Here is a 14,029-nt window from a genome sequence, read left to right on the forward strand (position 1 = left end):
GATGCACGAACGAAATGCCTTGCGGCAGCGCGCGCAGCAGCTCGGCGAGCGAGGCAAGCTGGCCGCGCTTGGCCACGGTGAAGGTGGTCCCGTCGTCGCAGATCCCCTCACCGGAGGCGATATCGACGTAGGCGGAGGGTTTGAGGGTCCAGGGCCGGAACGTGCGCTCGCTGTAGCGCTCGGTCTCCGCTATGGGCTCTGGCTCCGGTTCCGGGGCAGGCTCGGCGGGTTCGGCATCGATGCGGGAATCGATGCCGGCGTCGGCGGGCGCCGGTTCGGGTTCGGGCTCTGGTTCTGGCTTCGGCTCCGGATCGATGCGGTCATCGATGCCCTGGTCGGCGTCGAGTTCCGCGAGCATGTCCAGCTCATCGGCGCTCAGATCGGCAACCGCGGCCGGGTCCGGGGTCGGTTCGAAATCCAGCGGCATCGTCTCGTCGCCGTCATCGTCGTGGCATGGGCACACGCATTCCACGCCGGTGATCCAGTTCGTCGCGCGCTCACGGGCGCACTCATCGTGCCGGTCGCGGCTGCACAGCCGAGACCAGCCGTGCATCGACGGGGCCGGTGTGACCGGCACGGCCTGCGGCGCCATCGCGTCCTGGGACGGCTCAGCACCGCCGTTGGCGGTCTGCTGTTGGGCGGCCATCGCCGCGGCGGCGCGACGCTTGGCAGCGTAGTGCGCGGTGTGCTCAGGCGGCGGCGCCCCGGGGTCGTCGCGTTCGGGCGGATTCTTCTGGGAAGCGCATTCGAAGGAGGAGACTTGGACACCTTCACGGAAGGCGAGCCCGCCGTAGTACTGCTCGCTCGGGTTGCCGGTCTTCTTGACGTAGAAGCCCTCGACTTTGGTGCTCAGCTGCGCCCGGAGCCGCTGCTTGGCGAGTGCGCCCTGGCCGCTGTCTTGCGCCCACTTCTGATACAGCTTGTACACGACGGCAGAGCTGACCAGATGCCCTTCGCGCTCCTCCAGGAACTCGTCCATGAACTGTCCGAGCCGATCCTGTTCGGCACGGTAGGCGGCGGTGTCGGCGCGGATCGCCTCCGAGATCCGCAGCCCGTCAACGCGCCATTTCCGCAATCCCTCCAACAGCCAGTTGAGAATGCCGGACGACTCAGCTGCGATGCGCTCCTCGTAATGCGGGTCGGCGTCCTGGGCTTCATCGGAAATCGAATTCGGGAAATTCACCAAGTACAGACGCCGCCATGTAGCGGGATCATCGCCGTGGACTTCCGGGCGATTGTTGGTGCACAGCACGTATTTCGCGACCGGGGTGAACTGGAAAGGGTTCTGGTTGAGAAACCGCGCCCGGATGGCGTCACCACCGGTGAGCGACTTGAGCCGCACCGTATCGAATTTCTGTCCTTCGCCGGTCTCCTGCAGAGAGACGAACCGCTTGCCGACCAGATCGGCCAGATCCGGGCTCGCGTCATTGAGGCCACGCTTGCCGGACAACAACAGCGAGGCTTGCGCGGCCTGGGCGTAGGAGTGCTCGGCGCTGCTGCGGTTCTTCTCGTCGTAGCCCAGCACTTGTTCGATACGGCGCACGACGATGCCTTTGCCGTTGCGGCCCCTTGCCCCGTAGAAGCAGAACATTTTCTGCTCGCGGGTTTCGGTGGTCATGCAGTACCCGAGATAGCGCTGTACGGTCTCGCGGGTATCAGGGTCCGGGATGGCCCACGCCAAATGCGCTTCCCAGTTCGGCGCGGTCGCTTCCGGGTCGTAAGTGACCGGCGTGAACTTCGCGAGCATGTCCTCTTTGGCATGTGGCTGCAGTTCGAAGGTTTCCAGATTCAAAGTGCCGTTGATCAGATTCAGAGTGTCGGCCTCAGCGCCGCTGTCGAAATCCTCCACCGACACCACGCACTCGCTGACCAGCAGTGACTTGATGGCGTTGATCGAGCCTTTCGCCTCGGACTCCCTGGCCCATTTGCGGACCTCCTCGGCAAAAAAGGGAGTGCAGTGCTGGGCCTCGCCCCAGATATCGCGGACGATCCGTTTGACGCGGGTGTGCAGCTCGCGGTCGCCGGTCTCGTCGCGCCAGTGCTTGCCGTTGTAGCCGCGCCACCGGTTGGACTCGTCGACGAACAGCAGATCACCGCTGTAGATGTCGAGATAGCGTTCGGAATTTCCCAGATCGGTCAGCGACCGCAGCCAGTGACCCTTCTTGGTCCGGATACGACCCTGAATCTGATTCAGCCGGTCGGCCTCGTTGAGAAAGACGACGTTCTCATCGCCAACGGCCTCGGCCTGGGTGGAATCCGCGGACTTCTTGCGGCCAGGACCACGGCCACGCCGACGCGGCGCAGCGGTGCTGGTGGTGGAGGTTTCGGCGCTGGTGGTGGAGGTCTCGTCGGCGGTACGGGTCTCGTCGCCGGTCGGTTCGTTCGATACGGGTGTGCTCATCGCCCCTTCAAGGGATCAGGGCGAAAGCTTCGGGAGCAGTCGATACGCGTATACGTCTGTCCGCTCGTGTGCAGACCTGTCGTGTCCTGTCGCGGGGTGTGGGAACACCCGTGTATCGTTCTGTCCCGAAGCTTTCGCTTTATTTTGACCCGCTCTCTCACGCATAGTTCCGCTCCCAAACGGAACTGAGAGGGCGGGTTTTCTTCTTCCTGGACACTCTTGCCGGTACGCGCCGGATTCGGCGTACCGACACGCGAACTCGCGCGATTCTGACCGGAAACCCACTGCGCGCCGACCGAAGTCACACGCGCGGTGGGTGTGAGTCAGCCCACACGGATCACATCCGGTAGATCCGCTTCGATCCGTTGCGTTGCAGGCAGATCGGGCAGAGCGGGGCATCCAGCGGCAGGTCCAGGTCAGCCTGCAGCAGCTCGCTGCACAGAGCACGTGGTGCTCGTCGCAGCAGGCGCGATATCCACCACGCACTCCAGCCCACGATGTGGGCGTAGACCGGGTGATGTGCCTCGATGACGCGGTGAGGCTCATAGTCCCGGATCATGTCCGCCAGTGACTTGCTGGGCCGAATCTCCTTGCCGCCCATCACATCTGCTGTCTGCTCCGACTTCGGGGCAACCCGACCCGCCGCAGCGAGGGTGTCGTGGTGATCGTGCTCGAAACGCTCCAGATCGGTGCGGGCCTGGCTGAGTCCTTGTTCCATGCGCGAGACATGGGCGTTGTACTCGTTCTCGAACTCCTCGGCCGATGCGGAGGGGTCGGCCATATGGACCGCGTAGTCGTAGGACCGGTCTGCGCCGGCCTGACCAACGGCGTTCTCGAAGAAGGCCAGCCGATCGGCCAGATGGTGCGCCTCCTCCAGGATTTTCTTGCTGGCGAGTGCTTCCTCGAGACGCGCCATCGCCGCGGTGAACTGGGCGATGTAGTCGTCCCATTCGGTCTCGGGCAATTCGTCGGCGTCGAGAACCTCATAGCCCCAAGGCTCGTTATGCCCGCACCCTTCCGGGCAGTGCATCAGCCACCCGGTGCCGAAGTGGCTGCTGTCGGGGATCACGCGCATCGGGTCACCGCAGCAGGTTTCGATGATGTCTGCCCGGGTCTCGTCATCGGCATATCGCAGCTGGGCGGCCACGGCATTCTGTCGCTTGGACAGTTCGGCGATGGTCGGCTTGCTCATTTCCGGGCCTCCGATGCCTCATCGATCGCGGCCGGGGCCTTCGGTCCGGTGACTCCGAATCGCGCGGCGGTGCGGGCATGGTCTCCAGCACGCAACTCGATCAGGGTTTCCACAGCCGTGAATGCGGCGTCGAGCTGCTGCCCGATCACCCTCGATGCGCGTTCGCCGTTGCTGGTCGTTATCAAGCGGGCAGCGGCGGCAAGCGACTCGTATGCCTGCCGCAGCGCCTTATCCACCACGAGTTCCTGTGTGGCGGTCTCGTCCGGGTTGGTCATGCTGCTTGATCCTTCCTGTTGTCTATTTCGATCGGTGTGGCCCAAATAGGGCCGCTCTCAACGTGATTGAATTCGCTGCGGTCGATGCCATGCCGTTCTGCGGCACGGAGCTGGCGCTCACGGTTGGCCCGCTCCAGTGCCGCCAGCTGCGCCGCCGTCGCGGGCCGCTTCGGTGCTGCGAGGCGGATGTCGTACAGGTACGCCTCGTACTGACGACCCCAGCGCCGATAGGGCAGCTTGCCCGCGATGTCCTGCCCGTTCGGCCGCAAACCCACCGCTGCGAGCTGGCGGCGGGTCCGCAAATACCGTGGCGCGCAACGCCATCGGTAGACCGGTGCAGTCATCAGAACGGCGGCTCGTCGGTGGGCGGGTTGCCGCCGAAGGAGGAGTTCGCCGGCGGCGACCACGGATTGTCGTCCCGTGCGCTGGCCTTCGCCTTGCCCTGCTGCTGCCCATTGCCCTGGCCCGCAGCGCGAGCGGCCCGCTTGACGGTCGCTGTGGCCCACCGCAACGACGGCCCGACCTCCTCGACGTCCAGCTCTGTCACGTAGCGCTTCTCGCCCTCACGGGTCTCATAGGTGCGCTGCTTGAGCCGTCCGACCACGATGACCCGCGCGCCCTTCGAGAGATCGGACTCGGCCAGGTTCTCCGCCGCCTCGCGCCAGAGGTTGCAGCGCAAGAACAGCGACTCGCCGTCCTTCCACTCGTTGGTCTGGCGGTCGAACACACGGGGTGTGGAGGCCACGGTGAAATTGACGACGGCCGCGCCATTGGGCGTGAAACGCAGCTCTGCCGGGGCAACCAAGTTGCCTATGACGGTGATGACGGTATCTCCGGACATGTGATGTCTCTTCCTGATTCGGTCGGATGTGAAGATGGGAAAGCACCGGCCAGGTATGGACTGGCCGGTGCTCTGCTTTCAGTGGAGCGCTCGGGTGTTGTCGTCGTAGCCCCAGCCGGTCAGGCCGAAGAGCACCGAGGACAGTGGGCCGGACTGGTCGAAGATGTCGCGACCGGCCTGCCGGATGCGCAGCCGGACCGGGACGAAGACCGCGGCGGGATCGAAGTCGATCAGCGCGTCGAGTGCCTGCGCGGTGAGCTGCGACCGGTCGTCGCGGTCGTTCGCCAACACCAGGATTTCGATGCGGTGATCTGGGGAAATGGTGCTAGTCAAGATTGTTCTCCTACGATGATTCGGGCGGGACCAGCCATCTACCGAATGGCTGGTCCCGCACTGCTTGTCAGGCTGTGAGCTCGGTCCGATCCAATTTCCGGGTGCCTTTGGCCGAGTTGTAGATGCCGACCATGGTCAAGGCGGCGAGCTTGCCCGCGTTGCCCCGTTCGCTCTCGCGCAGCGCCCCGGCGCGGGCCTTGATGGTGCGGGGCTCGTAATCGATCAGGACGTCGCCGAACCGGTTCAGGTCGAGCCGATCGGCGTACGTGTGCAGGATCAGGGCCACGCCGTGCACCAGCGGGGAGTCGACGGCATCGATGCGCGGACCCCAGATGTCGGCGATCAACAGCAGCGCGGCCTGGAGCAACTCCGGGCCACCGAGCCGCCAGACGCGTTCGAGAGTCGCGGTGCAGCGGATATATCCGTCCGCCCCGGACTGATCGACCACGAGGCCGACCTTCCGGGCTATCGCCTCGATCTCGGCCACCACCGGATCCCCAGCGGCACGGCGCGAATGCCACCGGTCCCACGTGGTCAACCGGCGTGTGCCCGCGTCGATTTCGTAGAACAAGCGGGCCTCGTCGGCGACGGTCAGGCCGGTGTGGACGACAGCGACCAGGTGATGAGCCGGGTCGGCCAGCGCCGCCGCCCACCACCGATGCTGGCCATTGATCACGGCGTATCGCGGCGCCTCATCGGGCCCGCGATCGGACACGTCGATCACGCCCACCTTGCGCACGTCCCACGCCGCGGCCATCCCCTGAGCCCGCCGCTCGTCGAGTTCCCGCTGATAGGTGTGATCGGCGAAGATCTCCCGCACGCTGATCGCGGCGATATAGGTATCCGGCTCGCTCTCGCCGGGGTCCGGCGTCTCGGTGTGCGGCCGTTCGAGTATTGCGGTCATGCTTCGATTTCCTTGTCTTGGAACGAGATTCGGTGGTCACAGGCAGGAGGACAGGCCAGGCCTGGCGGAGTCTGGGGCCAGGTGCCCGGCATCTCGCAGCAACCGGACTGCGGTAGTGCGGATCTGGCACTCGCCGGTCAGGCACCGGCGGTGCTGCTGCATCACCGTGTGTGCCTGCGCGCAGGTCAGCGCTCGGGTGTCGTGACAGGCCCACCGATCCCATGCAGGCCGTCCGAAGAGCCTTTCAGCCGGGGCGGTCAGCACGTACGTGCTCGCCAGGTCGAGCAGATCGTCGATATCGACCTGCTGTGAGGCGACTGCAGAGCGGGCCGCGTCCAGCTCGCGCCGGACATCGGTCAGCTCGTCCCGCAAGCGGGCGTTCTCCCGCCGCAGGCCCGTGTTCTCCCGCCGCAGCAGCACATCCGGGGCAGCCTGGTGCAGCAGCTTCACCGCTGTGTCTCCTGTTCCAGGATGAAATTGCGGCTCATCAGGCGCGCGACCGTCATGTTCGTGGTGCGCATCGGCTCGGTGACTTCGCCCTGGTACTCCTGGCGGATCACCCGCAGTTCGACCCGATCACCAACGACCCGTTCGACTTTCAGCGTGCGGACGTTGGACTCTCGGCGGTCGCGCCAGAGCTGACCGACCCGGATCACGCCATCTTCGGACTGGTTGAACTGGTTGATCTCGTTCATCGCTGGAGCCTCTTTCTGTGCCTGGTCGGTGGGCAGGTACGGGATCGGCGTGTCATCACTCTGTACGAGTCTGTCAGAGTTTGTTAGCATCATGTTGACAGATGTTAGCACCCTGATAGGTGGCACGGAAGAGATGACTACACGTGATGACAAACCAAATGGCCATGGTGACTGCCCGCGCTCTGACGTGCGAACATGTCAACATGTCTCAGCAGCGCGACGAGCAGCAGAAGGTGAATGCGGCCATCCGTCGCGCGTTGGACGAGCCAGGAGCGCGAACAGGACAACCCCAGGTCGGAGTCCGCATGGACCTGGCATTGCGCTCCGCACTGAACCGCCTGGCATCCAGGCAGGGCGTACGAGTTCAGGTCATGCTGGAAACCCTTGCGTTCGGTCTGCTGACCGATCCTCCGCTGACCGACTGGCGCAAGGTGCGCGACGAGCTGAACGCAACCCTTGCCGAGGAACCGGACGACCCGGAAGCCGAAGCAACACAGGAGTAGCAGCTCAGCGCCTTCCTGCCGGTCTCGTGGCTGGTGTCCGCGCCGATGTGCGGGAGTTGGCCCGATGAGCGCGCAGCGTGACCCGTGGACGGGTAAAGACACTGCTCAGTGCGTGTTCTTTCTGGGTGGCGCGGGGGTTGGGCTGGCCGGGTACACAGGCAATCTCACTGTTGACCGGATTGCGGCATGGGTACAGCTGGCCGCGGGCATGGTGGTGCCGGCGCTGCTGGCGTTGGCCGGCCTTCTGATCGTCGTGGGCGCGCTGGCCCTCACGGTGCGCGTCGCCGTCCGCAGCCGCCAGGAGGACAAGCCGACGGTCTCGCAGTGGCATTACCGGCGTCGCTGGAATGCCGTGGTCACCCGGCATGGGCTGGCCGAGACCGTGAACGGTGTGCAGAGCTTCCCGCGGTTGACCGAGGTCCGTACCGGCTCGGCGGTCGATGTGGTGCGGGTGCGGATGCTGCCCGGTCAGACTCCGGCGGATTGGCATGCTGTCGCGCCCGCGCTGGCTTCGGCGTTCGGTGCGATCGAGGCGCGAGTGCAGCTGGATCCGGACAACCCCTACACCGATGTGGGCCTGGTGTTCACCCGCGATGGTGCGCGCCGTCGTGAGCTGACTGCGCCGTCGCGCCCGCTGATTTCCCCCGCGGTTCCGGTCGCGCCGCCGCTCAAGCAGCTGCGCGGGGACCTGTGGACGCTGCGGTTCGACCTCGCCCGCTTCCAGGTCACTGATCAGCATGGAAACCGGCTCCCGAATCCTCGCTGGGGGCTCCGGGTGAAGTGGGGTGCCCAATGGGCAGCAACCCCGATCTGATCGCGTTGGGGACCGTGGCAGGAGGGCTCACGGTGACATTCGGCGGGATCTTCGCCTACAAGACCGCAGAGAATTTCGGGATGGCCGGGTGGACCGGCCCTGGAGGGATGATTGCCATGACCGGGCTCGGTGTCTTCGGGGCCGTCGCGTCCAAGGCGTCCAAGGCGTCGCGGCTCGCCCGTGAGCGCGCCGCCGCCGATGCCGAATGGACGCAGTGGACCTCGGAATTCCACCCGCGCCTGCACACGGCGCTGTGGCGGTTGTGCGATGAGTGGCAGTCCAAGCTGCTGTGGTCCTCGCTCGGGTTGGGCCGCTTGGCTGACGCGCGTGGCCCGGAGTCGTTCCCGCTGCTGATGGAATGGCCCACCGATCCTCCCGCGCTGGCGCTGTGGCTGCCGACCGGGGCGCGTATCGCGCTGAAGCTGCCGGATGGGCCGTCCGCGCGTGACTTCGACGCGCGCCTGGACAAAATCGCCAGCTCGTTGGATGTGCCGAGGGTGCAGATTTCCTACGTCGACGGAAATGTGGTGTGCCTGGATCTGCGTGTGGTCGACCCGGTCGTGGACCGCGATCAGCTCGATGCGTTTCATCCGCGGCTGCATCCGGCGCTGATCCGGCTGCGTGATTCGTGGCAGGCCTGCGACATGTGGACCGCTTTGGGGTTCGGCCGAGCGCCCAGCGGCGGTGATCCGGGCGCGTGGCCGCAGCTGGTTCCTTCGGCGAGCGTGGAAACCCCCGACGACGGCGTCTGCTGGACACCGGTCGGCGCGCGGGTGCGGGTGCAGTTGCCCGATGATGTGTCCGGTCCGGATCTGCGCGCCAAGTCCGACAAGCTGTCCTCGTCGATGGATGTGTGGAAGGTGCGGGTACACGACGTCGACGGCAACAAGGTGCGCCTGGACCTGTATGTGGTGGACACCCTCGCCGAAATCCTCCCTTCCCCGCTGATCAAGGCGATCAAAGAGCCCCGCCCCGATGGCACGATCGGCACGCGGTTCGTCTCGGCCGTGCCGATCGGTTCGCTCAGCTGCTACGACGATGTGCTGCTGGGACTCAACGAGTTCGGCGGCTTGATGCCGATCAACTTCGCCTACGGTGTGCACCGCGCGGTGCAGGGAGCCACCCGCTCGGGCAAGTCGGTCACCCTCTACACGATGATCCTGGCCTCACTGCTCATGCGCGACACCGTGACCGTGATCATCGACCCCAACGGCGCGACGGTCGCACCGTTCTGGCAGTGCGCGGACTACGTGTGCGACTCCCAGGACCCCAAGGACGCCGTCGCGATGCTCGACATCATCCTCGAGGAGATGGCCCGGCGTAAGCAGCTGTTCGCGCGGTTGCGCTCGGACCGCATCACCGATTTCAGCGCCGAGGTTCCGCTGTGGAACATCTTCATCGACGAGAACTCCAACTACACCCACGACAAGAAGTACAACGAGAAGCTCAAGAAGGTGGCCAAGCAGGTCGCCAAGTTCGGCGGGCGGATCACCCTGGCCGATCAGAAGCTCGACCACGAGTCGCTCTCGACCGCGATCCGGATCAACCTGTTCGACCGGATCTGCCACCGAGTGGAGGCACGCGAAGACTTCGACCACCTGCTGCCGGGCCTGCCAGACCTGGCCAAGGAAGCGGCCAACTCCGAGAACCCGATGCCCCAGGGCATCGCGATCGCGCGGTTGATGTCGCATCAGCGGCCGGTCCGCACCCGCATGTACCTGCTGCCCAGTGAAGCCCTCTACGACATCGGCGACCAGATCACCGCCGAGCTGGGCGCCAAGCGCCCCCCGATGTGGGAGGACCAGCAGCAGCCCCAAGCCGCTGCCACCCACACCGCCGACGAGGGCGGGAAGGTGTTCCCGCTGCGCGCGGTCGGTGACGGCACCGAGGAAGCGCCGTTGATCGACCAGGCTCCCGGCCCCGGCCGGTGCCTGTACTGCGGCCGTGAGCTCAAACAGGTCACCGGCGGACGTCCGGCGAAGTACTGCCGCGACCGCAATTGCCGCCAGGACTACCACCGGCTCAAGAATCAACTGGACAACAAAGCCCGGGGCGGCAACTGAGCGGTCCCCCGCTCGGTGCGCCTACACGCAAGACGATCAGCACTGCATGCAGTGCCCTCCGTACCAACAGCATCATCAGTGCCCAACACCCAGGGAGAACACAGGACATGACCGTCACCACCAACACCGCCGACACCGCTATCGTCCCTGCCATGTCCCGAACTGGAGTCTCCTTGTGGACCCCAGACGGCCCACGGATCGTGACACCGGAGACCGCGGGCACCGGTTCCGGCGACGTTGCGGAACAACTCGCACAGTTCCGGACTCGTGTCCCGAATCGAACAGGTACACCGGAACAGTCCGACGACCCCGGCACGGCTGTTCCGGAGCACGCCGCCGCTGTTCCGTCGGAACTGACCCGGAACAACGGAACTGTTCCGGCGGCTTCCGCTGACGTTCGGGCGGAACACCGGATCGTTCCGCCGGAAGCCGCTGTTGTTCCGCCGGAAGCCGCTCGCGGTGATCAGACTGTTCCGCCGGAACACCGGAGCGTTCCGGCGGAAGCCGCACCGAACAGCAGGACCGTTCCGCCGCAGGACCCGACCGTTCCGCCGGAAGCCGTCATTGTTCCGCTGGAAGCCGCACCCAGCGTGGGGATCGTTCCGGCGGAAGCCGCACCCACCGAGGAGGATGCCCCCATGCACACAGACACCGCCCTGGACGCGCAGGACTCCAAAGCGGCTCAGATCCGGTACGTGTTCGACCTGCTCGGCACGCCCACCCCGACCCAGGTGATCGAGTGGCTGGATGCGCACGGTGTGTCCGCCTCGCCCCGGTACGTGCGCGGGATCGTGAAGAAAGAGCGTGCTCGCCGCGGGCTGACCGACACCGCCGACCTGCCCGCGCTGACCCGCGAAGTCCTCGCCGAACTCGTCCAGGACCGCAAGGACGCGACCAAAAGGCCGGCCGAACCGGGGTCAGAGGGCACTGAGGGTACTGCACGCACGGAATCCACGGAGCCCGAGCCCGCCGACGAGCCCGAGGAAACATCGGCGCCAGCGGTCGACGAGGCAACCGCGGATCTGGCCGCGCGGGTGGCCAACGCGCACGCCCGGCTGCCCCTGCAAGCCGATCCCGCCCTCTACACCGCCCTGTCGGATGACGAGATGGACAAGGAGCGCCTGCTCGCCGAAGAAGAGCGCGAGGGTGAGCGCGTGATCCGCCGTCGTCGTCTGGCGGCGCAGCTGGCCGTCGCCAAGCGAGACCAGGCCACCGCGGAGGCCGTCTCCAAGGCCGAGGCATCCGATGCGCGCTGGCTGCAGCGCGCCCGGTCGAAAAAACGCCGTCTCACCTCCGACGACGCCAAGCTCGCCCAGCTGACCCGCAATTCCGAATGGTCGGCGCGGGCCTTGGTCGCCGCTGTCGTGCTCGGCATGGCGTGGTCGGCGGCCAACGCACAGCACAACCTCGTGCCCTCTGGGAACAAGGCCGATCCGCTGTTCTGGCTGTCCTATGGCGTCGAGGCGATGATCAGCCTTCCGCTCATCGTCATCATGGTCGCCTCGACCACGGCCACACGCTGGGGTCGCTCGATGGCGCCGGAGCAGAAGAAGAAGGTCATCGCGGTCGAGCTGGCGCTGCTGACCACCACGCTCGCGCTCAATGTCGGCCCGCACCTGTTCCCGCCGGAAGGCCAGCCCGTCGACAAGGTGGAGGTGTTCAAGTTCGGTGTCGCCCCGGTGATGGTCGGCGTCCTGCTGCAGGTGCACGCCTGGGCATCCGATCACTACGCCGATCTGATCCTGAATACCGCCCGCAACGACAACCAGGAAGGCTGACAGACGTGACCTCTCCCGACGAGTCGGTGGAACCGACCCACAGTTTCACCCTCACCCCGAAACAACTGGCCTTCATCCAGTACGTGATCGAGCGCGGCTTCATCGAGTTCCTGGAGTACGCGAGAGATTCGACCAAACCGCCGAGCGACTTCGAACGCATCTACGTCGACAACTTCATGGAGCTGTGCGAGATCTTCGACGTGCAGGTGCCGGAGGTACCCGAGCGATGATCCGGCACATGCGCCGCCTTTGGCTGAATCTCCCGATGTACCGCCTTCCGCGGATCTCCCGATGGGTCGAATGCGGCGGCGGTTGGGTGGCGTGGGAGCTGCATACCGCGCCGCGCTTTGACTGCCCAGACTGCGACGGCGAGGGCGGTTGGTGGACCGGAGGCCCGGACGGTGACGAGCCCGATATGGTCGCGTGCGGGCGGTGCTCTGAGCCGTTGGTCGCGGTCCGGATACCGGCGTGGCTCGACCGGATGATCCCTCGCTCGCCCACCCGCGTACCCGACGGATATTGGGACGACCCGCCCTTCTGAACCCTGGACAGCAACGGACCTCGGGCGATTCGGCCGGGGTCCGTACCTATGCAGTGGGTTCAGTGTATTCAGTGCCATCAGTGCTATCTGACCAGCAGAAAGGACCCCCACCCGATGCTTCGGGTGGGGGGTCCTTTCGCATGCGTGCTACTTGTCGCGTGTCCGATACTGCTCGCTCAGCGTGACCGGCCCGGGTTCCCCCTCGCCGATGTCCAGGTATCCGGCAGTGGCCATGTGATCCAGCGTCCGCGCGCCCGGCCTGGTCGACTTGGCATTCCCGAGCAGCCACCCGGCGTCCCCGCCCCAGGTCACTTCGCCCCGCTCGATACGCAACGCCATCTCGCGCACCCCGTCATCAGTGATGGACAGCTCACGGCTACGGCGGGCGGGTTTGCTCTCGCGGGCGGCGGTGGTCGCGGCGAACGCCGCCACCAGCTTGTCGTAGCGCGCTTCCTCGGCCTGGCGTACCTCGGCGATCTCGCCGCGGTGCCGTTCCCCGGCATCGATGCTCGCCTGCTCCAGCTCGGTGATGCGCTGGCGGGCCTCACGCAGCTGCCCCTCCGCGACGAGCTGAGCCTCACGCGCCTCGCGGATCTCGGATTCGGCACGCTCGCGGGCGGCTTGGGCTTCTGCGCGGTCCGATTCCAATCCGGCACGCTCTTTGGCCAGCTCTTCGGCCAGCTGCTCGCCCGCGCGCTCGACTTGTGCGACTCGTTCGTCGGCGGCGGTGCGTACGCCGTCCATCTCGGCGCGCATCGCGACGACCCGGCCCGCGATGAGCCGCGCCAACTCCGCGAGGGCATCGACCGCGGATTCCGGCAGCGCGGCGGCGAGGTCGGGAACCGTCGCGGCCGGAGCCGCGACGGCATCGGTGACCGGAGCAGCATCGGCCGAAGTTGTTGCGGGCGAAGCGCTTTCGGCCGTTGTTGCCGATCGTCGCCCGATCCCGCGCCGCGCCGCCTCCGCGAGGGCCAGGCGCGCGACGTCATCCTTGGTCAGGTCGAGACGACGACGCGGGTACCCGGCGCGGTCGGACAGGTGCCCCGGATTGCCTTCGGTGCCGTGCTGGGCCTGCCACTCGGCCTGGCCGGCCTGCCCGCAGTACTTCGGCAGCGCGCCACCGGAGGCGACGTTCGCGTACACGGTGTTGCCGCAGATCTGGCCCGGCCCGACCGGGAAGCGGCAAACCCCGCACGCCTCCCCGACCGCGAAGCGGGCCTGACCCTCGCCCGAATCGGCGGGGGGGTCGGCGGGGCCGGTAACCTCGATCACGTTGCTCATTGGTTCCCCTTCGTTGTGGTGTATCACCATCCTATTACAGGATTACAGAATTCACAACAGGATTGATGCGGAATCCTGCCGAAAATCTACCGGAATTATGGTTTCCTGGTAACGTGACACGCCGGAATCCGGAACCGTCACCCGGAATAATTGCAGGTCAGAACATTGCCGCCACAGATTACAAGAAATATGGCCAGATGGGTTGCGAATTCTGTACGCCATGCCGTATACTGGAATCATGAGCGAGAGAGAAAGCCCCAGCCGAGAAGGGAAAGCCCCAGGTGAACGCCAGAAAGCCCCAGAGATCAGGATTGACAGAATACAGATTACAGGGTACAGTATTGCCCTACAAGAAACGATATGGTAACGTTACCAATTACCGGATTCGAATCCGGTAATTGGTAACGT

The 14,029-nt window shown here is 65.8% G+C and carries 15 protein-coding genes; 5 read left to right on the forward strand and 10 right to left on the reverse strand.

Annotation, left to right across the window (positions count from 1 at the left end; genetic code table 11):
- The 9 genes from NP3_RS43815 to NP3_RS43855 all read right to left on the reverse strand — a co-directional run.
- On the reverse strand, window positions 1-2,401 hold a 2,401-nt coding region (locus NP3_RS43815; protein ID WP_218025063.1), incomplete at its 3' end, for a DNA primase family protein.
- Window positions 2,402-2,738: 337 nt separating this feature from the next.
- On the reverse strand, window positions 2,739-3,593 hold the full coding sequence (locus NP3_RS43820) for a hypothetical protein (RefSeq protein ID WP_063047599.1): 855 nt from the start codon (window positions 3,591-3,593) through the stop codon (window positions 2,739-2,741).
- Window positions 3,590-3,868 (reverse strand): hypothetical protein, encoded by a 279-nt coding sequence (locus tag NP3_RS43825; protein WP_063047600.1) that lies wholly within the window; start codon window positions 3,866-3,868, stop codon window positions 3,590-3,592. Before NP3_RS43825 ends, NP3_RS43820 begins: the two co-directional genes overlap by 4 nt.
- Window positions 3,865-4,212 carry an RRQRL motif-containing zinc-binding protein gene (locus NP3_RS43830; RefSeq protein ID WP_063047601.1) on the reverse strand — a complete coding sequence of 116 codons (348 nt, stop codon included), beginning with the start codon at window positions 4,210-4,212 and terminating at the stop codon, window positions 3,865-3,867. The genes NP3_RS43825 and NP3_RS43830 overlap by 4 nt, the downstream gene beginning before the upstream one ends.
- On the reverse strand, window positions 4,212-4,709 hold the full coding sequence (locus tag NP3_RS43835; RefSeq protein WP_063047602.1) for a single-stranded DNA-binding protein: 498 nt from the start codon (window positions 4,707-4,709) through the stop codon (window positions 4,212-4,214). Before NP3_RS43835 ends, NP3_RS43830 begins: the two co-directional genes overlap by 1 nt.
- 78 nt (window positions 4,710-4,787) lie before the next feature.
- Window positions 4,788-5,042 carry a hypothetical protein gene (locus NP3_RS43840; protein ID WP_157124958.1) on the reverse strand — a complete coding sequence of 85 codons (255 nt, stop codon included), beginning with the start codon at window positions 5,040-5,042 and terminating at the stop codon, window positions 4,788-4,790.
- 67 nt (window positions 5,043-5,109) lie between these two features.
- Window positions 5,110-5,946: a DUF6551 family protein gene (locus NP3_RS43845; RefSeq protein ID WP_063047604.1), complete on the reverse strand. Its 837-nt coding sequence runs from the start codon at window positions 5,944-5,946 to the stop codon at window positions 5,110-5,112.
- Between the two features lie 36 nt (window positions 5,947-5,982).
- Window positions 5,983-6,396: a hypothetical protein gene (locus NP3_RS43850; RefSeq protein WP_063047605.1), complete on the reverse strand. Its 414-nt coding sequence runs from the start codon at window positions 6,394-6,396 to the stop codon at window positions 5,983-5,985.
- Entirely contained in the window at window positions 6,393-6,641 is a 249-nt protein-coding gene (locus NP3_RS43855) for a hypothetical protein (RefSeq protein ID WP_063047606.1), read from the reverse strand. Before NP3_RS43855 ends, NP3_RS43850 begins: the two co-directional genes overlap by 4 nt.
- A gap of 203 nt (window positions 6,642-6,844) precedes the next feature.
- Between NP3_RS43855 and NP3_RS43860 the strand changes: the two genes are divergently transcribed.
- From NP3_RS43860 to NP3_RS43880, 5 genes are all read left to right on the forward strand, one after another.
- Window positions 6,845-7,144: a hypothetical protein gene (locus NP3_RS43860; protein WP_157124959.1), complete on the forward strand. Its 300-nt coding sequence runs from the start codon at window positions 6,845-6,847 to the stop codon at window positions 7,142-7,144.
- 64 nt (window positions 7,145-7,208) lie between these two features.
- On the forward strand, window positions 7,209-7,958 hold the full coding sequence (locus tag NP3_RS43865) for a RidA family protein (RefSeq protein WP_157124960.1): 750 nt from the start codon (window positions 7,209-7,211) through the stop codon (window positions 7,956-7,958).
- Window positions 7,937-10,021 carry an FtsK/SpoIIIE domain-containing protein gene (locus NP3_RS43870; RefSeq protein ID WP_063047609.1) on the forward strand — a complete coding sequence of 695 codons (2,085 nt, stop codon included), beginning with the start codon at window positions 7,937-7,939 and terminating at the stop codon, window positions 10,019-10,021. The genes NP3_RS43865 and NP3_RS43870 overlap by 22 nt, the downstream gene beginning before the upstream one ends.
- Before the next feature lie 107 nt (window positions 10,022-10,128).
- The gene (locus NP3_RS43875; RefSeq protein ID WP_063047610.1) at window positions 10,129-11,799 is read left to right on the forward strand and encodes an amino acid adenylation domain-containing protein; all 1,671 of its coding nucleotides are present in this window, start codon (window positions 10,129-10,131) and stop codon (window positions 11,797-11,799) included.
- A 5-nt stretch (window positions 11,800-11,804) separates the two neighbouring features.
- Complete coding sequence (locus NP3_RS43880) at window positions 11,805-12,029, forward strand: hypothetical protein (RefSeq protein WP_063047611.1); 225 nt, start codon at window positions 11,805-11,807, stop codon at window positions 12,027-12,029.
- 458 nt (window positions 12,030-12,487) lie between these two features.
- Here NP3_RS43880 and NP3_RS43890 read toward each other — a convergent pair whose 3' ends face one another.
- Window positions 12,488-13,621 (reverse strand): hypothetical protein, encoded by a 1,134-nt coding sequence (locus NP3_RS43890; protein WP_157124961.1) that lies wholly within the window; start codon window positions 13,619-13,621, stop codon window positions 12,488-12,490.
- Window positions 13,622-14,029: the final 408 nt, after the last annotated feature.

It is taken from the genome of Nocardia pseudovaccinii NBRC 100343 (assembly GCF_001613225.1).
Classification (GTDB): domain Bacteria; phylum Actinomycetota; class Actinomycetes; order Mycobacteriales; family Mycobacteriaceae; genus Nocardia; species Nocardia pseudovaccinii.